The organism is Arthrobacter sp. AK01 (assembly GCF_021109375.1).
GTDB lineage: Bacteria > Actinomycetota > Actinomycetes > Actinomycetales > Micrococcaceae > Arthrobacter.
Genome location: NZ_JAJOHP010000075.1, coordinates 1 through 21,258, shown reverse-complemented (window position 1 = coordinate 21,258; position 21,258 = coordinate 1). Strand labels below are relative to the sequence as shown.

At 65.0% G+C, this 21,258-nt stretch carries 24 protein-coding genes and 1 riboswitch; of the genes, 14 read left to right on the top strand and 10 right to left on the bottom strand.

Features of this window, described 5'->3' with window-relative positions; genetic code table 11:
* Positions 1 to 161: 161 nt before the first annotated feature.
* Complete coding sequence (locus LN996_RS20040) at positions 162 to 2,195, bottom strand: PTS mannitol transporter subunit IICBA (protein WP_231342401.1); 2,034 nt, start codon at positions 2,193 to 2,195, stop codon at positions 162 to 164.
* Positions 2,196 to 2,261: 66 nt separating this feature from the next.
* Positions 2,262 to 2,984: a TetR/AcrR family transcriptional regulator gene (locus LN996_RS20035; RefSeq protein ID WP_018780189.1), complete on the bottom strand. Its 723-nt coding sequence runs from the start codon at positions 2,982 to 2,984 to the stop codon at positions 2,262 to 2,264.
* Between the two features lie 129 nt (positions 2,985 to 3,113).
* Between LN996_RS20035 and ptsP the strand changes: the two genes are divergently transcribed.
* From ptsP to LN996_RS19990, 9 genes are all read left to right on the top strand, one after another.
* Positions 3,114 to 4,814 carry a phosphoenolpyruvate--protein phosphotransferase gene (gene ptsP, locus LN996_RS20030; protein WP_231342400.1) on the top strand — a complete coding sequence of 567 codons (1,701 nt, stop codon included), beginning with the start codon at positions 3,114 to 3,116 and terminating at the stop codon, positions 4,812 to 4,814.
* A 29-nt stretch (positions 4,815 to 4,843) separates the two neighbouring features.
* Entirely contained in the window at positions 4,844 to 5,122 is a 279-nt protein-coding gene (locus LN996_RS20025; RefSeq protein ID WP_231342384.1) for an HPr family phosphocarrier protein, read from the top strand.
* Positions 5,123 to 5,151: 29 nt separating this feature from the next.
* A complete protein-coding gene (locus LN996_RS20020) occupies positions 5,152 to 5,853 on the top strand; it encodes a hypothetical protein (protein ID WP_231342381.1) in 702 nt (233 codons plus the stop codon).
* A 51-nt stretch (positions 5,854 to 5,904) separates the two neighbouring features.
* Positions 5,905 to 6,324: a helix-turn-helix domain-containing protein gene (locus LN996_RS20015; RefSeq protein ID WP_231342374.1), complete on the top strand. Its 420-nt coding sequence runs from the start codon at positions 5,905 to 5,907 to the stop codon at positions 6,322 to 6,324.
* A gap of 80 nt (positions 6,325 to 6,404) precedes the next feature.
* Positions 6,405 to 6,656, top strand: a complete 252-nt coding sequence (locus tag LN996_RS20010; protein ID WP_159706486.1) for a hypothetical protein — start codon at positions 6,405 to 6,407, stop codon at positions 6,654 to 6,656.
* Positions 6,657 to 6,659: 3 nt separating this feature from the next.
* Positions 6,660 to 6,974, top strand: a complete 315-nt coding sequence (locus LN996_RS20005; protein WP_231342372.1) for a hypothetical protein — start codon at positions 6,660 to 6,662, stop codon at positions 6,972 to 6,974.
* Between the two features lie 18 nt (positions 6,975 to 6,992).
* On the top strand, positions 6,993 to 7,652 hold the full coding sequence (locus LN996_RS20000; protein WP_231342370.1) for a maleylpyruvate isomerase family mycothiol-dependent enzyme: 660 nt from the start codon (positions 6,993 to 6,995) through the stop codon (positions 7,650 to 7,652).
* Complete coding sequence (locus LN996_RS19995) at positions 7,652 to 8,473, top strand: alpha/beta fold hydrolase (RefSeq protein ID WP_231342367.1); 822 nt, start codon at positions 7,652 to 7,654, stop codon at positions 8,471 to 8,473. The genes LN996_RS20000 and LN996_RS19995 overlap by 1 nt, the downstream gene beginning before the upstream one ends.
* 80 nt (positions 8,474 to 8,553) lie before the next feature.
* Positions 8,554 to 8,826, top strand: a complete 273-nt coding sequence (locus LN996_RS19990) for a DUF6480 family protein (RefSeq protein WP_231342365.1) — start codon at positions 8,554 to 8,556, stop codon at positions 8,824 to 8,826.
* On the opposite strand, the gene LN996_RS19985 is transcribed toward LN996_RS19990, so the two are convergent.
* Positions 8,827 to 9,891 carry an ATP-dependent DNA ligase gene (locus LN996_RS19985; protein ID WP_231342364.1) on the bottom strand — a complete coding sequence of 355 codons (1,065 nt, stop codon included), beginning with the start codon at positions 9,889 to 9,891 and terminating at the stop codon, positions 8,827 to 8,829.
* Between the two features lie 45 nt (positions 9,892 to 9,936).
* On the opposite strand from LN996_RS19985, the gene LN996_RS19980 reads away from it, so the two are divergent.
* Both LN996_RS19980 and LN996_RS19975 read left to right on the top strand, forming a co-directional pair.
* Complete coding sequence (locus LN996_RS19980) at positions 9,937 to 10,167, top strand: hypothetical protein (RefSeq protein ID WP_231342362.1); 231 nt, start codon at positions 9,937 to 9,939, stop codon at positions 10,165 to 10,167.
* Positions 10,168 to 10,296: 129 nt separating this feature from the next.
* Positions 10,297 to 10,443: riboswitch (cyclic di-AMP (ydaO/yuaA leader) on the top strand.
* A 2-nt stretch (positions 10,444 to 10,445) separates the two neighbouring features.
* Positions 10,446 to 11,759 carry a hypothetical protein gene (locus LN996_RS19975; protein WP_231342359.1) on the top strand — a complete coding sequence of 438 codons (1,314 nt, stop codon included), beginning with the start codon at positions 10,446 to 10,448 and terminating at the stop codon, positions 11,757 to 11,759.
* A gap of 188 nt (positions 11,760 to 11,947) precedes the next feature.
* Here LN996_RS19975 and LN996_RS19970 read toward each other — a convergent pair whose 3' ends face one another.
* Positions 11,948 to 13,162 (bottom strand): CdaR family transcriptional regulator, encoded by a 1,215-nt coding sequence (locus LN996_RS19970; protein WP_231342357.1) that lies wholly within the window; start codon positions 13,160 to 13,162, stop codon positions 11,948 to 11,950.
* A 209-nt stretch (positions 13,163 to 13,371) separates the two neighbouring features.
* Between LN996_RS19970 and ald the strand changes: the two genes are divergently transcribed.
* A complete protein-coding gene (gene ald, locus LN996_RS19965; protein WP_231342354.1) occupies positions 13,372 to 14,490 on the top strand; it encodes an alanine dehydrogenase in 1,119 nt (372 codons plus the stop codon).
* A gap of 224 nt (positions 14,491 to 14,714) precedes the next feature.
* Here ald and LN996_RS19960 read toward each other — a convergent pair whose 3' ends face one another.
* The 4 genes from LN996_RS19960 to LN996_RS19945 form a co-directional block, all read right to left on the bottom strand.
* Positions 14,715 to 15,680 (bottom strand): DUF559 domain-containing protein, encoded by a 966-nt coding sequence (locus tag LN996_RS19960; RefSeq protein ID WP_231342352.1) that lies wholly within the window; start codon positions 15,678 to 15,680, stop codon positions 14,715 to 14,717.
* A gap of 129 nt (positions 15,681 to 15,809) precedes the next feature.
* Positions 15,810 to 16,652 carry a hypothetical protein gene (locus tag LN996_RS19955; RefSeq protein WP_231342350.1) on the bottom strand — a complete coding sequence of 281 codons (843 nt, stop codon included), beginning with the start codon at positions 16,650 to 16,652 and terminating at the stop codon, positions 15,810 to 15,812.
* Entirely contained in the window at positions 16,649 to 17,200 is a 552-nt protein-coding gene (locus LN996_RS19950; RefSeq protein ID WP_231342346.1) for an RNA polymerase sigma factor, read from the bottom strand. The genes LN996_RS19955 and LN996_RS19950 overlap by 4 nt, the downstream gene beginning before the upstream one ends.
* 87 nt (positions 17,201 to 17,287) lie before the next feature.
* On the bottom strand, positions 17,288 to 17,998 hold the full coding sequence (locus LN996_RS19945) for a hypothetical protein (protein WP_231342344.1): 711 nt from the start codon (positions 17,996 to 17,998) through the stop codon (positions 17,288 to 17,290).
* A 298-nt stretch (positions 17,999 to 18,296) separates the two neighbouring features.
* Here LN996_RS19945 and LN996_RS19940 point away from each other — a divergent pair, with 298 nt between their 5' ends.
* Positions 18,297 to 19,508 carry a WXG100 family type VII secretion target gene (locus tag LN996_RS19940; RefSeq protein ID WP_231342342.1) on the top strand — a complete coding sequence of 404 codons (1,212 nt, stop codon included), beginning with the start codon at positions 18,297 to 18,299 and terminating at the stop codon, positions 19,506 to 19,508.
* A gap of 34 nt (positions 19,509 to 19,542) precedes the next feature.
* Positions 19,543 to 20,025, top strand: coding sequence for a hypothetical protein (locus tag LN996_RS19935; protein WP_231342337.1), 483 nt, complete (start codon positions 19,543 to 19,545; stop codon positions 20,023 to 20,025).
* Here LN996_RS19935 and LN996_RS19930 read toward each other — a convergent pair.
* Together LN996_RS19930 and LN996_RS23910 are read right to left on the bottom strand one after the other, a co-directional pair.
* Positions 20,009 to 21,055 (bottom strand): Gfo/Idh/MocA family oxidoreductase, encoded by a 1,047-nt coding sequence (locus LN996_RS19930; protein ID WP_231342335.1) that lies wholly within the window; start codon positions 21,053 to 21,055, stop codon positions 20,009 to 20,011. The genes LN996_RS19935 and LN996_RS19930 overlap by 17 nt on opposite strands.
* 132 nt (positions 21,056 to 21,187) lie before the next feature.
* A partial coding sequence (locus tag LN996_RS23910; protein ID WP_374202238.1) for an IS3 family transposase occupies positions 21,188 to 21,258 on the bottom strand: 71 nt, incomplete at its 5' end.

Genomic DNA, 21,258 nt, shown 5'->3' with positions numbered 1-21,258 from the left:
CGCCCCCCCGCCGGGGGGCCGTGCGCGGCGGGGGGGGGGGGGTGGGGGGGGCCCCCCGGCACCCCCACCCCCCCCCCACCCACCCCACCCGCGGTGGGGGCCCCCCCCCCCCCCCCCCCCCCCCCGCCCGATGTTGCCTGCCCCAAAATGGACTGCCTTCACTATGCGTTGACCTTTCCGAACAGCTCCAGGACTTCGTCAACCGTGGTGGCTTCTTCCAGTTGGGCAACCTGCGCCTTGTTGGTGAAGATCTTGGCGATCGACGAAAGGATGTGGAGGTGTTCGTTGTTGATGCCGGCCACGCCGACGACGAACTTCACTTGCTTGCCGCCCCAGTCGATGCCCTCGGGGTAGCGGATGATGGACACTGCCGAGTGATTGATGTGTTCCTTGGCATCGTTGGTGCCGTGCGGGATCGCCAGGAAGCTGCCCATGTAGGTGGACACGGATTCCTCGCGCTCGTGCATGGCGTGAACGTAGCTGACATCAACGGCACCGCGGTCCAGCAGGAGTTTGCCGGCTTCGTCGATGGACGCGTCACGGTCAGTGGCCGTGCCATTAAGGACCACGCTTTCGCGGAGCAGGACACCCTTACCCTCGACAGCGGCGGCCGGCTCGGCGGCATGTGCACCGTGGGTGGCGGCTGCTGTTGTGGCAGCTGCGGCGGGCTGGGCGTCTCCGGCGGGGGCCGCCGTCGTGCCTTCTTCGCTGTTGCTGCTCCGTACCAGTTCAACGATTTCGTCGTACCGCGGGCTGTTCATGAAGTTATCCACCGAGTAGTGCACGGCACTGGAGGTGCGTGGCTGGGCACGTTCGGTGAGGTCCTCGTGGGTGACGACAACGTCGTAGGTGTCGTTCAAGTTGGCGATGGCGGAGTTGGTGACCTTGACGTCCGGGAAGCCGGCCGCCTTGATCTTGTTGCGCAGCACCGAGGCACCCATGGCACTGGAGCCCATGCCGGCGTCGCAGGCGAACACGATGTTCTGGACCGGCCGGGTCAGGACGGTTCCGCCCTGGTCACCGGCGCGATCGCCGACGAGTGCCGAAGAGACGGAGCTCTTCTTGCCCTTCATGGCTTCCATGCGCGAGGTGGCCTCGGTGAGGTCGTCCTCGCCCTTGTTCTTGGAGGTGCGCAGGATCAACGACGCAATGAGGAAGGAGACGGCGGTCGCCAGGATCACCGCGAGGATCACGCCAACGTAGCTGTCTCGCGACGTCTGGGCGATCACGGCAATGATGGAACCAGGCGCTGCAGGAGCAACCAAGCCCGAGTTGGTGATGGCCAATGTTGCGATGCCCGTCATGCCGCCGCCGATAGCCGCGAGGATCAGGATGGGCTTCATCAGGACGTACGGGAAGTAGATCTCGTGGATGCCGCCGAGGAAGTGGATGATCGCCGCACCGGGAGCCGACGCCTTGGCAGCACCACGGCCGAAGAACATGTAGGCCAGGAGGATGCCGAGGCCCGGGCCGGGGTTGGCTTCCAGGAGGAACAGGATGGACTTGCCCTGTTCCAGCGACTGCTGGATGCCCAAGGGGGTCAGCACGCCGTGGTTGATGGCGTTGTTGAGGAAGAGGACCTTGGCGGGCTCGATGAAGATGCTGGTCAGCGGCAGCAGGCCGTTGTTGACCAGGAACTGGACGACGTTTCCGGCGCCGGTACTGAAGGCCGAAACCAACGGGGAAATGCCGTAGAAGCCAAGCATGGCCAACAGGGCGCCCCAGATGCCGGCGGAGAAGTTATTCACCAGCATCTCGAAGCCGGGGCGGATCTTGCCGTCCCACAGGCGGTCAAGCTGCTTCATGGTCCAGCCACCCAGCGGGCCCATGATCATGGCGCCAATGAACATCGGGATGCCCGCGCCGACGATCACGCCCATGGTGCCGATGGCTCCCACCACGCCACCACGGACGTCATGGACCATCTTGCCGCCGGTGTAGCCGATCAGCAGCGGGAGCAGGTAGGTGATCATCGGGCCAACAAGGCCTATGTTGGGAACCCCCTCGGCATTGGTGCCGAAACCACCGAGCGCGGGAACTGGAATCCAGCCCTTCTCGATGAACAGCGCCGTAATCAGACCCCAGGCGATGAAGGCGCCAATGTTGGGCATGATCATGCCGGAGAGGAATGTTCCGAACTTCTGGACACCAACGCGCACGCTGGTGCGGGGCTTCGCAACTGTCTCTGTTGCCATGTGAATTCCTAACGTGTGTCCCGCGGCGGCGCGGGGTCAGTCGATATAGATCGAGAGAGTGCAGCCTTAGGAGCTGCTGGAAATGCGGTGAAGCCATTCGAGGAAGAGCTTCAGTTCAGAGCTGGAAAGTTGGTCCGAATGCGAGGCCTGCAGTGCCGCATTCAGGGCGATTGCCGCAACAACTACCGAGGACTTACCGGAGTCGTCGGCTGCGGCGCCACGGGCGGTTTCCGTGGAGACGGCAAAAATCATGGAATCCCGGGTCATCGTTGAGAGCTCGAGGTTCCGTTCTTCCACCGGTTCGGCGATCAACATGAGCGTGACGCCCACATTGGCCGCCAGAATGCTGCGTGCCGCTTCGCGGGGCGGCACGTTGATCTGACCGGCAATGGCGGCCTTGTTCAGCATTTCTTCCAGGAGCGCTTCAGCATCGGCCACGATTGCTGGGCGGCTTTCCGGCCTGATGTTGCCGAACATGACCAGATAAAGATGGGGTTGGGTCAGGCCGAACTGGACGTGGTTGTCCCACATCCGCCGGACGTCTTCCAGAGGCTCCCCGGACGGTGCAAAATCCCGCTCTCCCGCCACGTACTCTTCGAAACCGGCTGAAACAACGGCGTCGAACAGTCCTTCTTTGTCACCAAAGTGGTGGTAAAGCGTGGGCGCCGTGACCCCGGCAAGCTTGGTGATCTGGCGCGTTGAGACCGCTGACCCCTCCGAATTCGCCAGCAATTCGGCAGCTGCGCGAAGCAACCGAATTTTGGGCGGAAGCTGGTCATCGAAACTCATAACCGCTACCCTAGCACCTATAGCGTTGCTATATGAAGTGGCTCACAAAGGAATTTTGTAGGCTAGTTTTCGAGGCTCCCGGTGCCGTCGCCGGCGGGCCTGAACCAACAAGCAGGAACAGAGGATTCAGTGCAGAATTTCCAAGGAGTAGGGGTAAGCCCTGGCCGCATCATTGGTTCCGTCCGCCAGATGCCCAAGCCGGTGAGTGAGCCGCCGTCGGGAGAGCGTTTGGCTGCGGACGTAAGTCCGGAAGACGCCGTCGCGGGCTTGAAAGCGGCTGCGCAGGCGGTCCATGACGAGCTTAAGGGACGTGCGGACAGTGCTTCCGGCGACGGCAAGGCCGTCCTTGAAGCCACTGCGCTGATGGCCAAGGACACCATGCTCCTGAAGTCGGCAGCCAAGCTGATCAACGGCGGCTCCTCAGCCGAGAGGGCCATTTGGGAAGCGGGTGCGTCCGTGTCTGAAATGCTGCACAACCTGGGCGGCTACATGGCCGAGCGCGCCACCGATGTCCTGGATGTCCGCGCACGTATCGTGGCTGAACTCCGTGGGGTCCCCGCGCCGGGCATTCCTGCCTCGGAGACGCCCTTCATCCTGGTCGCGGAAGACCTGGCCCCGGCCGACACTGCAACGCTGAATCCCGCTGTAGTGCTGGCACTGGTGACCTCCGGCGGCGGACCACAGTCCCACACCGCGATCATTGCCCGCTCCCTCGGCCTGCCTGCGGTTGTTGCCGCGCACGGGGTTGACTCCGTGGCCGACGGTTCCGAGGTGTACGTCGACGGCGCGGCCGGCTACGTTGCCGTTCCGCCCACCGATGAGCAGCGCACTGCTGCGACGGCCTGGGCGGAAACCTCCGCCACCCTCGCCGAATTCGACGGAAGCGGCACGACGGCGGACGGCCACTTGGTGCCGCTGCTCGCCAACGTCGGCGGAGCCAAGGACGCGGTGGCAGCCGCAGGCCTCGGCGCCCAAGGTGTTGGCCTGTTCCGCACCGAGTTCTGCTTCCTGGAGCGTGACACCGAGCCCTCCGTGGACGAGCAAGCCGCGGCCTACAAGGCCGTGTTCGACGCGTTCCCGGGCAAGAAGGTTGTCCTCCGCACCCTGGATGCAGGCGCGGACAAGCCCCTGCCCTTCCTCACGGATGCCACCGAGCCCAATCCTGCACTGGGTGTCCGCGGCTACCGCACCGACTTCACCACACCGGGTGTCCTGGAGCGCCAGCTCGAAGCCATTGCCCGGGCAGCCTCCGGGTCCGAAGCCGATGTGTGGGTCATGGCGCCCATGATCTCCACGGCCGCCGAAGCCGGACGTTTCGCCTCGTTGTGCGCCGCCGCTGGAATCCAGACGCCCGGCGTCATGGTGGAAGTCCCCTCCGCGGCACTGACCGCAGCCACCGTACTGCGGGAGGTGGGCTTTGCTTCCCTTGGCACCAACGACCTCACCCAGTACGCCATGGCCGCCGACCGCCAGCTCGGCCCCCTCGCCGAGCTCAACACCCCGTGGCAGCCCGCCGTGCTCCGTCTCGTCCAACTAACAGTGGAAGGCGCCGCGCAGGAAGGCGCCGGCCGCGAAGGTGACCCCAAGCCGGTGGGCGTCTGTGGTGAGGCAGCCGCGGACCCGGCCCTCGCCGTCGTCCTTACCGGGCTGGGCGTCACCACACTGTCCATGACCGCCCGCTCGTTGGCCGCCGTCGGGACGGTGTTGAAGACCGTCACCCTTGAGCAGGCGCAGGAACTCGCGCGGCTTGCTCTGTCCGCGCCGAGTGCCCTTGAGGCCCGGGACTGGGTCCGCGCCAAACTCCCCGTGCTCGAAGAACTCGGCCTCTAATTCTCGTTTCCGACCTTTAGGAGAACACCATGCCCGAACGCACAGCCACCATCGCCAGCCGCTCCGGATTGCATGCCAGGCCGGCCGCTTTGTTCGCCGAGGCAGCCGGCGGGCAGCCGGTTGAGGTCACCATCGCCATGCAGGGCGAGCCCGCCGATGACGCGCTCGACGCCGCCAGCATCCTTTCGCTTATGACGCTCGGCGCCGCGAAGGGCGACGTCGTTGTGCTGCGGGCTGAGGGCGACGGCGCCGACGCTGCTCTGGACGCACTGGTGAAGCTGCTGGAGACGGACCTGGACGCGGAGTAGCTCTCGCTGGGCTGGTGTAGGTTCGGGCTATGAACGAGCGCGCGATCCCCATCCTGCCGTGCCGGTACCTCGACGACATCGTGCCGTTCTACAAGGCCCTGGGCTTCAAAGTGACCTTCCGGCAGGCGCGGCCAAACCCCTACGTGTGCTTCAACCGGGGCGGGATCGACCTGCACTTCTTCGGCCTGGAGGCGTTCGAGCCGGAGAACTCGATGGGCACCGCCATCCTGCTGGTCGAGGATACGGGTGTGCTGTTCGACGAATTCGCAACCGGACTTCGTGCTGCTTTCGGCAAGTTGCCCATTGCCGGGATTCCGCGGATCACCCGCCCCCGCCGCAAGCAGGGAACGACAGCTGGGTTCACCGTGGTGGATCCGGGCGGGAACTGGCTACGGATCAGCGCCTTGGGTGAAACCGAGGATGATGGCTCCGGCTCGGAAAGCCGTCTGGAAAGAGTGCTGATGAGCGCTACCCGGCAAGGCGACTCCCATGGGGACGAAGCCCGGGCTATCTCGGTGATCGAGGCGGGGCTTTTGCGTCACGGGGAAGCAACGGACGCCGAGAAGCTGCCCCTGCTGGTGTACCTCGCTGAGCTGCACCACCGCACCGGCGACCCCGGGCTCGCCGCTTCAGTGCTGGATAGCGTGGACGCCCTCACCCTGACCTCCGGGGAACGGGAAGCGTTGGCCGCAGAGCTGGCCAATGCCGCCGAACTCCGGGCGTCGTTGTAGTTGGGCCGCAACGAACGCCGGTCCGCGGCAGGCTCGCGCTAGGCTTCTGCCATGGCATTGATAGCTCCCCGCGTCACAGCAGGCCTCCCCGCCGATGACGCCCGGAATCTGGCACGCTCGTTGGCGGACAGCAACGACATCACCGTGTTTGTGGACGGCACCGTCCATCGCCTGCCCGATCAGGCGAGGGACGCCGTCGTCGACCTCCTTGAGAGGCTGGGCCGGGGCGAAACGGTGACGGTCAGCAGCGTGGAAGAAATGCTCACCACCTCGCAGGCAGCGGAGCTCGCGGGCATTTCGCACACGTACTTGCGCAATATGACCGACCGCGGCGAAATCCCCGTGGAGTACCGCGGCACGCATCGTCGGATCCGGCAGGCCGCGATCATGGCGTGGCTGGAAACGCAGAAGAAGAACCAGGCTGAAGCGGCCGCGGTCCAGACCACCGAAAATGACTTAAGCGCCGGCTAAAAGTGTCGGAGTGATAAGGATCAAGCAACGATCCCACGCAACGGGCCAGCACCCCTTAAGGCCGGGGTTACGCTTGATCGGTGGGCAATTTCAAAGGGTGGCATATCGTGGCCGGGTTGGCCGCCATGGCCCTTGCCGCACCCTTGGGCTCTGCCATGGGATTGAACTTCGTGGCAACATTCATGTTCGCGTGCACAGTGTTCGTGGCCGTGGCCATGTGGACGGAATCGAGAATCGCACGACGCCGGGACGCGGCTGAGGCGGCCGCGGCGCCTGAGGCTTCACGTCCTGCAGTCGACCCCACTGAATCGGACGACGCGAACAGGGAATAGCCTATGGCCCAGGAAAGACGCGCCAAGTACTCCGAATGGCCGTGGAACCGCCCGTGGCTGTGGCTCGTCCTCATTTCCGCCACGGTCCCTTTCCTGGGTTTGATCTGGCTGCAAACCGGTGGTTGCGGTCAGGCCTCGGGCGATGTTGGTTTCGACACCTGCCAATCGGCGCCCTTCCTCGGCTACCCGGTGACCTGGGCTCTCACAGCGGCCGCGGCTGCCTTTCTCGTGTGGTGCGCAGCGGGGCTGGCAAGGTCCGTACAGTACTCCCGCAGGCCCTCGCGCAACCGCGTCTTCATGGAACCGCCCTCGCAGTAAACCGCCCGTGGCCGTGGCATGGGGTTCAATAGCAGTATGGCGTCGACTTCCCCTTCCATTGTCTGGCCCGTGGTCCATGAGGAACGCCGTGCCCTGATCAAGGATCTGGAACCACTCCATCCAGCCCAGTGGAAGACGCCGTCGCTGTGCCCTGGCTGGGACGTCCACGACGTCCTGGCTCACGTGATCGACAGCGCCAAAACCACGCGCCTCAATTTCATGAGCCGAATGATTGCTTCCCGGATGGATTTTGACCGCGACAACGCCGTGGGTGTGGAGCGCGAAAAGACCGGGGACCCCGCTCAGACCCTGGTCCAGTTGGAGGCCGTACTCTCCCGGACATCCGGTCCACCGGCCGGGCTGGCCACCAGGCTGGTTGAGGCGTTCGTCCACGGCGAGGACATCCGCCGGCCGCTGGGCTTGCACCGCGAATATCCGGCCGCCCACGTCGCCACTGCCATTGACTACCAAATGCGGACCACCACCAAGATGGGTGGCGGCAAGGAGATCGCAGCCGGCTGGCGCTGGGTCGCCACTGACACCCGCTTCGAGTACGGTGACGGTCCCACCGTTGAAGGTCCCGCGATCGCGCTGCTGCTGGCGGTGTCCGGTCGACCGGTAGCGGAGAGCGAATTGAGCGGCCCTGGCGCTCCGGCGTTCCTGCAGCGGCAGCCCTGATGACAACGCGGGGGAAGCCGGCACCGCTGCTGTCTGCCGACGTCGAGGTTTTGGGACTGAAGGGGCGGATCCTCTGGACCGAGGGCACGCCTTCGCCTGGGCCTGGCTCCGAGTCGGGGTCTGAGGTGGGCGCCGAACCCGCGTACATCCTGATCCACGGCATCGGAGTCTCACACCGCTACTTGGCCCGGCTGCATGCCGTACTCGCCGCGGGCGCACCCACGTATTCCCTGGACCTCCCCGGTTTTGCCGGGACACCCAAGCCCGACCGGCAGCTCTCCGTGGAGGATTACGGTGCCTTCATCGCAGCGGCGCTCGCGTCCCATGGCATCGGTTCCTACGTGCTGGTGGGCCATTCCATGGGCGTGCAATTCACCATCGAAGCGGCCTTGCATGCGCCGGAATGCGCCCGGCAACTGGTGTTAATGGGACCGGTGGTTGATTCGCGCCACAAGAACGTGGGGCGCCAGTCCTTGGCTCTTATCCTCGACGGGCTGCTCCGTGAGAGCCCCTCGTCAAACTGGATCGTCATTTCCGACTACTTCCGCTCCGGACCGCGTTGGTACCTCACCGAGTTGCCGGTAATGATGAAGTACCCCACGGAGAAACGCCTGGCTTCGATCAGGGTTCCGGTGCTGGTGTTGCGTGGAAGCCGCGACAACGTGGCAGGTCCTGAGTGGTCGCTTCGGCTGTCGCGGGCGGTTGCAGAGGGTCGCTTGGTGGAAATTCCCGGCGTCGGACACGTGGCTCAGCACATGCGCCCGAAGGCCGTGGCGGATGCCATCCGGAGCTTCGTTACTGCGACGACACTCCACGGCTAGGTGCCCTTGTTGGCTCAGCCCGTCCCGGATAGGCTGGCGGAGCAAGCGTATTAGTAAGTTTGCTTACGAAAGGGCTGATCGTGACCAGTAAAGACCCCCAGGACGAGCAGGGCTTCGGCGTGACCGGCGCTACGGGGCCCTACGGTGCCGCAACAACCCCCGCGGCCCGGAACGACCATGTGAACGCCGATCCGGAATTGCGCCAGGACGAAGACAATGACCCGGCAGCCTCCGCCAACCCCGATCCGCTGGACGGAAATCTCACGGGACTCGAGCCCGGCGGCGGAGTACCCCCAGGGGAAACCCCGCCCGCCGAGGGCAGCATGAGCAGCGACCAAGGGCACGAGGAGTAACTACGGCAGCCTCAGGATCTCACCGAGGTCGTACTCCGCCGGCTCCTCCAGCTGCGAATATGTGCAGCTTTCCGGGGTTCGGTCCGGCCGCCACCGCCGGAACTGCGTGGTGTGGCGGAAGCGGTCGCCCTCCATGTAGTCGTAGGCCACCTCGATCACCAGTTCGGGGCGCAGCGGCACGAACGAGAAGTCCTTGCCCCCGCTCCACCGGCTCTGGGCACCAGGCATCCGGGAACCCGCGACCCCTTCGCCCTGGCTGGCCCACTCGCCCCAAGGGTGCTCGCTGAGTTCAACCTGGTAGGGCTCAAGCTCGGCCACCAGGCTTTCCCGCTTGGCCATGGGGAATGAGGCCACCACCCCCACGTGCTGGAGGCGTCCGGCGTCGTTATAAAGGCCCAACAGCATGGACCCCACAACTTTCGCCGTCTTGTGCCAGCGGAATCCGGCCACCACGCAGTCCGCCGTCCGCTCGTGCTTGGTCTTGAACATCACGCGCTTGTTGGGTTGATAGGTCCCATCCAGCGGCTTGGACAGCACACCGTCCAAGCCTGCGCCCTCGAGCTGCACGAACCACTCCTGCGCCCGCTCAAGGTCCGTCACCGCGGGCGTCACGTAGACGGGAGGCTCAGCCTTGGCGAGCGCGCGTTCAAGGATGGCGCGGCGCTCAGAGAACGGCCTGCCCATCAGGTCCTCACCGCCCAGGGCCAGGATGTCGAAGGCGATCATGGATGATGGGGTCTTCTCAGCGAGCATCCGGACCCGGCTGTCCGCGGGATGGATCCGCTGCTGAAGCACCTCGAATTCGAGCCTGTTGCCCTGGATCAGGACAATCTCGCCGTCGATCACGCATTTGTCCGGGAGGTTCTTCCGCAGCGCGTCCACCAGCTCCGGGAAGTACCTGGTCATGGGTTTCTCGTTGCGGCTGCCCAGGATGACCTCGTTCCCATCCTTGAAGACGATGGTCCTGAAGCCGTCCCACTTGGGCTCATAGTGCCCAACATCGGGGATGGCCGGAACGGACTTGGCGAGCATGGGCGAGACGGGCGGCATCACTGGCAGGTCCATAGACAATGTCTACCTGCCGGTGCACGCCGAAGCTAGTCTTGTGCCATGGATATCTTGGCCGTGTTGGCCGCAGTACTCGGAGTTCCCGCGCTCCTCGCCGGCCTCTGGTACTGGACCTCGCGGCAGTCCAAGCGCGGAGTCAGGCGTGCGGCGGCGGGCGGGATGCTGGGCATCGCCGACGAGATCTTCCGCCCTGAGACTCATCAGGCACATCAAATCCAGAAGATCCAGCACGAGCTCCCGGCTCCAGCGCCGGCCCCGAAGCCTAAGCGCTAGAGGCCTCTCAATGGGGGAGGCCTACCGCCCGTTACATTAATGTGACTTTACTTTCCGGCTCATGTACCGTCGTAGGGCGACCCTTATCTCCGCTGGGCCGCTTCCGGATTGACGCCGAGCTCTGCCGCAATCCGGGATCCGCCAGACCCGCGGCAGAGGCGGGGGACCCAAAAGTTCCCGGACTTGATTCAAGTCCTTGGGGTGAAGCCGCCTTGTGCGGCCGGACGGCCTCGTCCGAACCCGACAGCTAACCTCGAAGGCGTTGAGAGGCAACCACCATGTCCCCAACCATGGATCAGCCGCGCCGCGCCCAGACTGAGCGCGAGCGCACCAAGCCAACCGGACGCCGTCGGGCCCAACCCAGCGGATCCCCCATCAGCGCGCCTGCAGACTCCGTCGCGGCGCCCGAAACTACAAGCACGACGCCGGAAGCCGCCACCGCGGCCGACCCCACCGTCGCAACGCCCACCACCCGCGCAGCCGTACGCGCGGCCGAGCGGGAGCAGGCAACCCAGGCTGTGATCGCTCCTGCAGAGCCCGCAACTGGGGAATCATCCCGGCCCGGGCCTGTTGAGGCGGCAACTGCAGCCATTCCGGTCGTTCAAGCTGAGACTCCGGCATCCACCACGCCGGGGCCTCCCACCGCGGCCATCCCGATCGTTAATCCCACAAGCCCTCAGCCAGGCTCGTCGGAACCAGCCACGGCAGCCATCCCCGTGGTGGCAGCCCGCGATGAATCCGCGACCACATCCGCGGCTCCGGCCCCTGTGTCGCCGCGAGGCAAGTCCCCGGCCCAGGTCGCCGCGGCCGCAACGGCGTCGGCGTCACTCGCCGGCCGCAAGGATGTTCGCAAGCAGGCAGCGTCAGCCGCTGCCGCCAAATCCAGCTTTGGTGGCTCCTCCTTTGGCCGGGAACCCCACACGGTTTTGCGGAAAGCTGCGTCGGTCAAGCACATGAGCCAGCGCATGGCCGTGGTGGCAGGTGCCCTCGGCCTGGTCCTGACGGCCGGAACCTTGGGGCAGGCTCTCGAGCTGCCCTTCTTCGGCCAGGAAACGCCAGCCCAGGAAGCCAGCGGTAGCGGCACCGATCGAAACTCGGGCTCGGCAACCCCCGCGCCCAGCGCTTCGTACTCCACCGCCTCATCGCCTTCTGCATCAGCGGCGGCGACATCGGAAGCCGGTCAGCCGGCCACGGTTCCGGAGGCACCCGCCGCCGTTTCGCCGTCGTCGATTCCTACCCCGAAGATTTCACTGGCTGATCCGGTGTGGGTCCCGTCCCCTGTGCCTGCGACCATCGCCGCTGCGCCTGGTACCACCAGCCCGGCACCGGCTCAGCCAGCTCCGGCTCCTGGCGACGTGCCCTCGGACACGATCACCACGCCGCCCACGACACCGTCTCCGACACCCACGACGACGCCGACTGTCACTCCGACGCCGACTCCCACTCCCACTCCCACTCCCACTCCCACGGAAACGTCCACGCAGACGTCCAAGCCCCGGCCCACCGGCAAGCCCGTTGCGTCTACGACACCGCAGGCCTCCGGGACGGCTCTTGAAGAGATCCTCGACGCCGCAAAGGAAGCCCTCAAGTGAGCACCCGCCTGCCGCGCACCAGCACGCATGCGGGCTGGCACAGCCGGTACTGCAGCAGCAGCCGGACGGCCACCTTCCGTCGTCGATTGGGGCGCTGGAGCTGCCAGCGGTTGAAACGGTCCTAAAGCGAACCCTGCGAATGAGGCAGGCACCCACGACGGGTGCCTGCCTCATTCGTCCATCCACCCTCAAATCCGAGGCCGCCCCGCCCATCGCCGCGCTTTCAAGGCAGCATGCAACTCGAGCCGGATTGCGCCGCTCAAGGGATCAGCGCCGATGAGCTGGCGGATCCTGCCGAGCCTGTTGTAGATGCTGCTTCTGTGGAGGTGGAGTTTGGCCGCCACATCCTGAACTGAACCGTCGCTGTCATAGAGAAGCTCCAGGACGGGCAACAGTTCGCCGTTCTTGTCCTGGTCCTCCAAGGACCGGAAGTGCACAGACCCGGTGTCATCCCAGCCCCCTGGTGCCAGCAGTCGGTCGAAGAGCTGGTAGACGCCCACTGCCCGGCTGTCCACAAGCTCCCCGAGTGGCTGATCGACGGCGGCCGCCTGCGCCGCAACCTTCGACTGCCGGTAGGCGCCGGCGAGCTGCCGGATGACGTGGAACGGCTCGCTGATGCCCAGGATCACCCGATCCACCGTCCTACCGGCCCGCTTGGCGAGCTCCAATTGATAATGGACCAGCACCTGGGCGTGGTCCGCCCGGCCACCCGACTCGCGGAACAAGACCACAGAATGCGTCTCGGTTCCTGCACTGAACAGCGCGGCGTTGACACCGATTGTGGACTGCAGCGCGGCCGAGCGGTGGGTCAGGGTCGCGGCAATGGGGTCGACGTCGGACCGCACACCGTCCGCGTCCAGGATGGTCACCAGTTGCCACGGACCCCGGCCTTGGATTTCCTTCCACCCAGCCACCGCTGCCACCGCGTTCGATTCCCCGCTGCATGCCGAGAGGAACTCCTGCTCACGCCTGCGCCTGAACTCTGATTCAGCGGTGTTGGAATCAAGGAGCAAACCCGCCAGCAGGTCCAATTCGTCGCGCACGCCGGGCAATTCGGCGAGTATCGCCGTCGCGCTTTGCTCTTCAACGTCGAGCTGGACCCATAAGTAGCCCACACGGAAACCCCGCACAAGGAGGGGGACGCAAACCCGGCCCAACATGCCGAGCTCCTCGTTGGCGGGAACCACGACGGGACGCACCGCCGTGGCGATGCCGTGGGACAGCTGCCAGAGGCTGACATCGCTGGGGACGCGCTTGCTGAGGAGGAAGTTCACGCGGACGCGGTCGGCGTGGGACTGGTTGGAACTGTAGGCAAGGAGGACGCCGTCGAGGTCTTCGAGGGAGAGGCCTCGGCCCAGCTTCAACGCCACGCGTTCTACGATCTGTTCCACGTCCTGCTGCATCCTTCAAAGCGTACCAACAGCAGGCGACACCTGACGCTCCAGTGCTCGACAAATGTCGAGCCCACAAAGAGAAGACCCTTGATTTTCCGGGGTTTCGGCAGAAGCGGGCGCTGGAATCCATGTCGCCTGCCTCACAGCCGGATTTATTCTTGAATCACAGCCCGCAACACATTTTCGGCCGAAGAGGCCGCTAACGATGGAGCCCACAGATGATCATCGGCGTCCCCAAAGAAATCAAGAACAACGAATTCCGCGTAGCCATCACGGCTGCAGGTGTCCACGAATTCCGCACCCACGGACACACCGTTCTGGTTGAACGCGGCGCAGGCCTCGGCTCGGGCATCACCGACGAGGAATACTCGATCGCCGGCGCTGAAATCGTCAACGAAGCTGATGATGTCTGGGGCCGTGCGGACATGGTCATGAAGGTCAAGGAGCCCATCGCCGCGGAGTACCACCGCTTCCGCAAGGGCCTCATCCTTTTCACCTACCTGCACCTGGCCGCAGAGCCCGAGCTCACTGCCGAGCTCATCAACTCCGGCGTCACGGCCATCGCTTACGAAACCGTTCAGGAAGGCCGCACCCTTCCATTGCTCGCCCCGATGTCCGAGGTCGCAGGCCGCCTCTCGGTCGTAGTCGGCGCTTCTTCCCTCATGGCCCCGGCTGGCGGCAAGGGCGTCCTCCTGGGCGGCGTACCGGGCGTCCGCCCGGCCAAGGTCGTTGTCCTCGGTGCCGGCGTTGCGGGAACCAACGCCGCTGCCATGGCGCTGGGCCTCGGTGCTGATGTCACCATCATGGACATCAACATCAATCGGCTGCGCGAACTCGACGCCCTCTACCAGGGCCGGCTGAAGACCGTTGCCTCCAACGCCTACGAGATCGAGAAGTCAGTTATCGACGCAGATCTCGTGATCGGCTCCGTCCTGATCCCGGGTGCCAAGGCTCCCAAGCTGGTCACCAACGAGCTCGTCTCCCGCATGAAGCCGGGCTCGGTCCTGGTGGACATCGCTGTGGACCAGGGCGGCTGCTTCGAGGACACGCACCCCACCACCCACCAGGAACCGACGTACAAGGTCCACAACTCGATCTTCTACTGCGTTGCCAACATGCCTGGCGCCGTTCCGAACACCTCCACGTACGCACTGACCAACGTCACCCTGCGCTACGCCGTGGCACTGGCCAACCTGGGCGTCAAGGCCGCATTCGACCGCGACCCCGCCCTGGCCGCCGGCCTCAACATCGCCGCAGGCCACGTGGCACACCACTCCGTTTCCGAGGCTCACAACCTGCCCCTCGTCAACGACTGGCACGGCCTGGTTTCCGCCTAGCTTTTAGCTTCGCGGCGGCGATTGGACGTCGTTGGGCCCCGGGTTGGGGGTTTGGGGCCGGGACGCGGCCACGGGGGGTAGGGAGATGTGGGGGGCCCGCCCCCCCCCCCCCCCCCCCCCCCGGCGGCGCCCCCCCATATATTCCGCGGGGGGGGGGCGTGGGCGCCGGCGGCCCCCGTGGCCCCGCCCCCCCCCCCCCCCAAAAAACCGGGGCTTTCCACGTGTTAGCGTCCGATCCCCCGCCGCCTGCCCAGCGCAAGCTTGAGCCGCTGCTCAACTTCCCACGGACGGCTGAGGTGATCCCACTCAATGCGGACAATCTGCCACCCCATTGCTTCGAGCGCCTTCTCCCTGCGACGTTCCTCGAAAATGACCTCGTCCGTGGGCGCGAACTCAAAATATTTGGCGCGGCCGTCGAACTCAAGGATGACCTTCTGTTCCGACCAGCCGAAATCTCCCCTGAACCTGCCAATGGGCGTCGCCACGTCAAGCTGAAGCCCGGCGGCAGGAATTCCGAGTTTGGCCAGCAGCAGGCGTGTGCGTGTCTCGCCTGTTGATTCGGAGCGCTTGTCCATCGCGGCGAGGACACGACGCAGCCTCCGGGCGCCGCGGGTGATCCTGCCGGTGTCCAAGTAGTCCTGCAGGATCCGCGGATCAGCCCCACGCCGGAGCGCTTGGTCCGCGATGACCACGGCCTTTTCGAAGTCCAGCGTCCGCGCACAATCAACCACTGTGCGTTCCAGACTGGTGGCCTTGGCCGATGATCCCCACGGTGTCCGTGTTTCCGAGATTTCGGAGCGTTCCAGCTGCCCGCCGTGGGCTATGACATCCGCGCCGGAACTCGCCTGCGCCGGAGAAAAAGGAGTGGTGACATGCACGTGTGGCCCGCCCTCCCAATCTGAGAATCCGTGGAGTCGGGCCGCACTCACATGGCTGTAGACGGCCTGGCCGGCGGGGTTGCTGCAGTGGTGCGCCTGAATGCGGAGCAGCTCCTGGTCCCAGGGTTTTCGGCGGCGCCAATCAGCTGCCCGGACGTAGGCGCCCCGCCTCAATCTCAGAAGCCTCCCGGAGCGTACGCCCGCCGTCAGGACCCGGTCGCCCAGCCCACTCCCCAGAAGCTCCGGAGTGGAGGCAACGGACGTCTCCGGCCAATGTGCGGTGATGAGGGCATCGAGTTTTCTTGGGTTCATGGACCCATGCTTGGCCGAACCCAGGCCCGAGGCCATCGAGCTTTGGCCTTATGTGGACAACAACGTTGATAAACCGCTTCTCCATGGCGGGGCGGCAACGATTTAGCGGTTTGGCAACGTGCTTGTGACCTACGGCTTGCCAGGAACGTCGGGAACGACGTGCGTGGGAACAGGAACGGGAATCTCCGACGGGCGGATCTTTGAGGGATCGATCGTCGGCGTATCGATGGCTGGTGGCGTCACAGGTACCACTGGGGGCGTGGGAATGACTCTCTTGCCGGGTTCATCGTGCTGCGGACCCTTGGGTGCTTGCGATGGTGCCGCCCCGCCCGGCTGCGGAACGCGATCAAGGGCGCCCGGCGTCGAAGGTGCTGGACCGGGCTGGTTCCGGACCGGGGGTGCAGGCGTTTCATCGGCAGGTGGTGCGGGTGCCGGACCAACAGGACCGCCCTGCTGCGGAGCATTTCCGGAGCCGGGCGCCAACTGCGAGACAACGGATCCGATGGCTGCGCCCAAATGCTGGAAGGCACCCGGAATCCCGCCTTCGGACGCGGCCGCCGCAGTGGCACCTCCGGCCAAGGACACCACCACGGCCAGGCCCGCGATGGCGGTGCGACGCTTCTTCCGTCGCCGCGCTGCGATTTCGTCGACGGCTGCCAGTTCGTCGACAACTGCCGGCCCACCCACAGGGGCTTGGGCTTCGGCCAGGTCAGCCGTGGCGAGTACCGCCGTCGATGCGCCGGACGGCGCGACCAGGGCCTCCGCCGTCGTGGTCTGTTGGGTGACTGCAGCGGGGCCGCCGACCATCAGGGCGCGGACTGCGTCGGACGGCAACGGGGCAGTGCTGGCCAGTGAGCGGAGCTCCAGGAGTTCGGTGCGGAGATCGGCGTCGCCATCGAGGCGTGATTCGGCCAGCAGGCGGTCGATTGCCAGCTCGTTGTGGCGTCCGCGTGACGGAAGGTGTTCGCTCATGATGTGCCATTCGTTCGTAGTGCACGCTTCTTCAGTGCGCTCAATGCCCTGCGCTGCAACTGCTTCACGGCGCCTTGGGACTTGCCCATGATGCCCGCTGTTTCTTCCACGGAAAGGTCGGCAACAACGCGTAAAGCCAGGACCTCCCGGTAGTCGTCCGTGAGGTCATCCAACAATTCGGTGACACCCACACCGAAGGCACGTCCGAAAGCCTCGTCTTCCGCCGACGACGCTCGCCGTGAGTCCAGTTCCGACTCGTAGGGCGTGGAATCGGGTGTCCGTTCGCGTTTGCGGTAGTGGTCCACCATCCGGGCATGGGCGATGGAGAACAACAACGTTTTGGCACCCTGAAGTCCGCCATGGAGGGCTTCGAGCCTTGGATACAGGGCAAGGAACACGTCCTGAGTGACGGCTTCGGGGTCGTCCACGCCGCGTGCCCGGAGGTAGCCAAAGACAGGTCCGGCGAAGCTGTTGTAGGCAGCAGTGAACAGCAGCGCGGGGTCGTCACGATCCGCCTGCACATATTCATCCGCCATGGGGTCAAGCACCCGTGGACGCCTCCATTCCACGTTACGAAAGCGGGGCTCCTTGTCCTAAGCCAAGGAGCCCCGCCCTAAACCGTAGCTGCTGCGCGCTTAGCCGACAGAATCGAGGGGTGCTCCCGGAGCGGCCGGAACGTCCGCGGGAACGTGCGACGGCAACGAAGGAACGGCAGGCGTCGCCGGGACAGCGGGCGTCGCGGGCACAGCGGGCACAGCAGGCGTCGCGGGCACCGCAGGAACGGCCGGCTTTGCCGGAAGTTCAGGCGTTACTGCGGCATCGACGTCGGTTTCCGCCTTGGCCGAAGAGTCCGTCTTCGCACCGGCAGCCTTACCGGCATCAACCACTGCCTCGCAGTGCGCTTCCACCTCTGCTTCGCCACCGGCGGCGATGGTCAGGGATTCGAAGCCGGGGGCCTTGGAGTCGGACTTCAGGCCACCGTTCAGGAAGGCGGTGCAAAGGCCGAAAGCCTCCGGGGAAGTGGCATCTTTGGCTGCGGCCCCCGCGTCGGACACAGCCTCGGCAGCCTTCGCCTGGCCGGCGTCGGCGGCGTGGGCAGCCTTTGCCTGCGCAGTCTCGACGGCGTCAGTCGCCTTGGTGTTGGCGGTCTTGGCGGCTTCGGCTGCTTCAGCGGCCTTCCCGTCGAGCGGAGCCGGTGCACCAACGAGGTTGTGTGCAGTCTGCTGGAACTCGGTGGGAAGTGCGCCATTGAAGGCAGCGACGCCGGTTCCGCCGGCTGCTACGGCTCCGGCAGCCAGGACGCCGGCGGCGACTTTGCTGGTGGCAAGGACAGTGAAAAAGGACATGAAACCCTCCGACAAACGATTTGGGGATTGCCCCGGCAGCGGTTGGGTCGCTGCCGGATGATCAGCGTGCGGACGTGGCCCGCACTCCCCTTACATCGTTCGCGGCACCGGTGAGGTTACGCTTTGTCCGAAATTACTTCCGCGGAGTGCTGTCAGGCCCTTTGTGCACAGCGGCTAGATGTCCCCATGGCCGGGTTCGCTGCCGCCAACTATGCTCAGGGAATGCCTGGCGCCGTTGGCCCACTGGCTATTTGCACGTCACTACGTTCAGGGGATACGTAATGGGACAGGGTTCGTAATGGGACAGGGATTGGTGGGCGCGGACGTCGGAGACCTCCGGCGGTTGTCGGCCGTGATGGACGCTGAGGCTGAAAAGATCGCCGATCTCAGGCGCCAGCTCAACGGATTGATCCAGAATGGCAGCTACTGGCGTGGAAACGATGCAGACCAGTTTCGCAGCGCTTGGCACAGCGACCTCCAAGGCCGGTTGGGAGCGGCAGCTGCATGCTTGAAGACCAACGCCCGCGCCTTGAAGCTCAATGCCGAGCAGCAGGAGCAAGCGTCTCTGGGCGGATCGGGTGGACCTGGAGGTTCCAAGGGCGGACCGGGCCCGGGAGTCGGCAAAAGCCCAGAGGGAATGCCCGGATTCACTTTTGGTCCAACCACCTACGGTCCGGTGACGGTTGAGGGCGACGGGTCCTTGGTGGCTGAGGTCAATGGCGAGGCGCGCGGATCAGTCGGTCCTGATGGAGCGGCTTTTGAGGCCTCCGTTGACGGCAAGATCGGGGCCGAGATGACCTGGACTGCCACGTCCGGATTCGGCCCCGTCACGACCACCACTACCAACGAAACGTTCTCTGGAGCCCGTGGGGACGGGAAGATCGATGCCCGGGTTCCCTTCGGGTTGGGACTCCCGAGCCTCCAGGCCAACGGTGAAGTCTTCGTAGGCGTGGAGAACACCACCACAACCAAGAGCGAATTCTTTGACGGGTGGGCAACCAACACATCGACCGTCCGGGGCATGACCGGGGCGGAAGCAGGGATCCACGCGAGCGCGGACACCCCCTTCCTGTTCGGTGCAGGCGGCGAAGCGTTTGCGGGCCAAAAGGTCACCTTCGGCAACGAAACGGAGTTCGCGGGAGGCTTGTTCAGCATTGGACAAGGAGCGGAGTTGCGCGGAGGAGCTTGGGCCAGCGCCGGCGAAGGCGAGGTCAGCGTCAAAAACGATGACGTCACCGGCAAAGTAGCCGGTGCCGGAGCTGGTGCGGAACTGACCGCCTCCCAGTACATTGAAGTGCTGGGCCAAAAGCTGTCTACGTCAGAAACTGTCGCCGCTGGCGCGGGCGAAGGCTACTTCTTCAACGCGTCAATGGACGAGGACGGCTTCACCTTGGGTGTGGGCGCGAAAATTACGGCGGAACTTGGACTCGGCGCCGGAGGCCAAATCACGATCAGTCCCTCCGGATTCGTGGATTCCGTGACCGGGTTCGTCGATTTCCTCAACAAATAGCCTCCTGACCAGACACTGCTCCGAAAGGACTCCCATGACATCACACCAGGTCTTCCCGTCCGACGCTTTCCCCGCCTACCCGTCCATCAAGCTCACACCGCCGGCCGGTTGGACGCAGCAAGTGGTTCCCGACGCGGTGGGGGCACTCATGGCGCCCGCCACTGCAGGAAACTACACGGCGAATGTGGTCATCTCCGTGTCGCGCCGCTTGCCGGAGTACGGCCTCCAGGACATCGCGGCCTCCGTGGACCAATTCCTGGATGCCCTGCCCGATGCTGTGCTGCTTGCCACCGAACCCGTGGTCATCAACGGCCGTGATTGGCACGTTCGCGAGGCGCGATACACACACCCGCAGGCCGGGTCCTTGGCGCAGTTCACAGCCGTCACGGTGGTCCATCACCAAACCGCCGCGGACATCGTCCAGTTGACCGGCAGTTGCCAGCCGGTTGAGGGGAACGACGACCTCAAGGCCATCTACTCGGTCGTTGCGAGCGCGGACGTTACGCCAGCGCCCTAGCCTGCTCAATCAGCTTCAGCACCGCAACCGAGTCAACCGGATCAACAGGTAACGGAAGAGCAGAGGCCGTGCCGCCGTCGTCGAGCTTGTCCGCCAGGATCCTGTAGAACTCGGGGTACGCCCCGCGCTCGGTGGGGACAGCGGTGCGCCGCCCGTTGACTTCCAGCGTGCCATGGTTTTCGGCAGGCTCGACGCCGTACCCGGGGTCCGTAGGCAGCCCACCGCCCAGCACATACGGCTCCTGCGGGTCGGCACCGAACTTTACGAATCCGCCCTCGGTGCCGAGGATGCGGAAGCGCGGTCCGTGGAGGTGGCTGTTGAGGTTGATGGTGACATGGGTGACCACACCCGATTGGTGTTGCAGGACAAGGAAGACGTCGTCGTCCGCGCTTTCCTGGGGGCGGCGTCCTTGGATTTCTGCGTAGGTGACCTCGGCGGGGCCGAAGAAACGGAGAGTGAGGTCGAGGACGTGGGTGCCGAGGTCGAAGAGGACACCCCCGCCATCCTGGGTCGTGGCGCTGGCCTTCCATGCTTTGGCGATCTCCGGCGCCCATCGCTCCATGCCCACCTCAAACCGGGTCACGGTACCCAACGTCCCGGCGTCGAGCAGTTTCTGCACAGTGAGAGCGTCTGCGTCCCAGCGCCGGTTCTGGTACACCGTGAGGACGCGGCCCAGGCTCGCTGCAAGCTGGATTAATTCCTCACCTTGGGCGCTGTGCACCACGAACGGCTTGTCAACGACGACGTCGAGCCCGGCTTCCAGCGCCGCTTTCGCCAGCGGGTAATGGGTTGCGGGCGGTGTGCCCAGGACAACGAGGTCCAGTTCGCCAGCGAGGGCCAGGATGTCCTCCGGCGTGTTGACGATCGTCGCCTGTGGGTAGCGGTCCTTGGCTTTGGATTGGCGCGATGCATCCGAAGTTGCGATGACGGCGAGCTCATAGGCGGGATTGCTGGCGATGAAGGGCGCGTGGAATACGCTGCCCGATAGCCCGAAACCTGCTACTGCGGTACGGATCGGCGTGGAAGTCATGACCCTAGGCTACCGATCCTCACACACTTAACGGCCCTTTCACGCCAACCCTCTATCACCGGGTGATAGAGGGTTGGGGTGAAGGGCGCAAAATGAACTGGTCCCCGTTTGTTGGACTGGCTAATTGGGATTTTAGGCTGCGAGGGTCTGGGCCCGGTATTGCACCGGGCTCAGGCCTTCGAGTTTGGTGGAGATCCTTTCGT

Excerpts from the sequence above, each read along its gene's own strand:
- LN996_RS20040 (WP_231342401.1), bottom strand. The coding sequence starts at position 2,195 with ATGGCAACAGAGACAGTTGCGAAGCCCCGCACCAGCGTGCGCGTTGGT.
- LN996_RS20035 (WP_018780189.1), bottom strand. The coding sequence starts at position 2,984 with ATGAGTTTCGATGACCAGCTTCCGCCCAAAATTCGGTTGCTTCGCGCA.
- LN996_RS20025 (WP_231342384.1), top strand. The coding sequence starts at position 4,844 with ATGCCCGAACGCACAGCCACCATCGCCAGCCGCTCCGGATTGCATGCC.
- LN996_RS20020 (WP_231342381.1), top strand. The coding sequence starts at position 5,152 with ATGAACGAGCGCGCGATCCCCATCCTGCCGTGCCGGTACCTCGACGAC.
- LN996_RS20015 (WP_231342374.1), top strand. The coding sequence starts at position 5,905 with ATGGCATTGATAGCTCCCCGCGTCACAGCAGGCCTCCCCGCCGATGAC.
- LN996_RS20005 (WP_231342372.1), top strand. The coding sequence starts at position 6,660 with ATGGCCCAGGAAAGACGCGCCAAGTACTCCGAATGGCCGTGGAACCGC.
- LN996_RS20000 (WP_231342370.1), top strand. The coding sequence starts at position 6,993 with ATGGGGTTCAATAGCAGTATGGCGTCGACTTCCCCTTCCATTGTCTGG.
- LN996_RS19995 (WP_231342367.1), top strand. The coding sequence starts at position 7,652 with ATGACAACGCGGGGGAAGCCGGCACCGCTGCTGTCTGCCGACGTCGAG.
- LN996_RS19985 (WP_231342364.1), bottom strand. The coding sequence starts at position 9,891 with ATGGACCTGCCAGTGATGCCGCCCGTCTCGCCCATGCTCGCCAAGTCC.
- LN996_RS19980 (WP_231342362.1), top strand. The coding sequence starts at position 9,937 with ATGGATATCTTGGCCGTGTTGGCCGCAGTACTCGGAGTTCCCGCGCTC.
- LN996_RS19975 (WP_231342359.1), top strand. The coding sequence starts at position 10,446 with ATGTCCCCAACCATGGATCAGCCGCGCCGCGCCCAGACTGAGCGCGAG.
- LN996_RS19970 (WP_231342357.1), bottom strand. The coding sequence starts at position 13,162 with ATGCAGCAGGACGTGGAACAGATCGTAGAACGCGTGGCGTTGAAGCTG.
- ald (WP_231342354.1), top strand. The coding sequence starts at position 13,372 with ATGATCATCGGCGTCCCCAAAGAAATCAAGAACAACGAATTCCGCGTA.
- LN996_RS19960 (WP_231342352.1), bottom strand. The coding sequence starts at position 15,680 with ATGAACCCAAGAAAACTCGATGCCCTCATCACCGCACATTGGCCGGAG.
- LN996_RS19955 (WP_231342350.1), bottom strand. The coding sequence starts at position 16,652 with ATGAGCGAACACCTTCCGTCACGCGGACGCCACAACGAGCTGGCAATC.
- LN996_RS19945 (WP_231342344.1), bottom strand. The coding sequence starts at position 17,998 with ATGTCCTTTTTCACTGTCCTTGCCACCAGCAAAGTCGCCGCCGGCGTC.
- LN996_RS19940 (WP_231342342.1), top strand. The coding sequence starts at position 18,297 with ATGGGACAGGGATTGGTGGGCGCGGACGTCGGAGACCTCCGGCGGTTG.
- LN996_RS19935 (WP_231342337.1), top strand. The coding sequence starts at position 19,543 with ATGACATCACACCAGGTCTTCCCGTCCGACGCTTTCCCCGCCTACCCG.
- LN996_RS19930 (WP_231342335.1), bottom strand. The coding sequence starts at position 21,055 with ATGACTTCCACGCCGATCCGTACCGCAGTAGCAGGTTTCGGGCTATCG.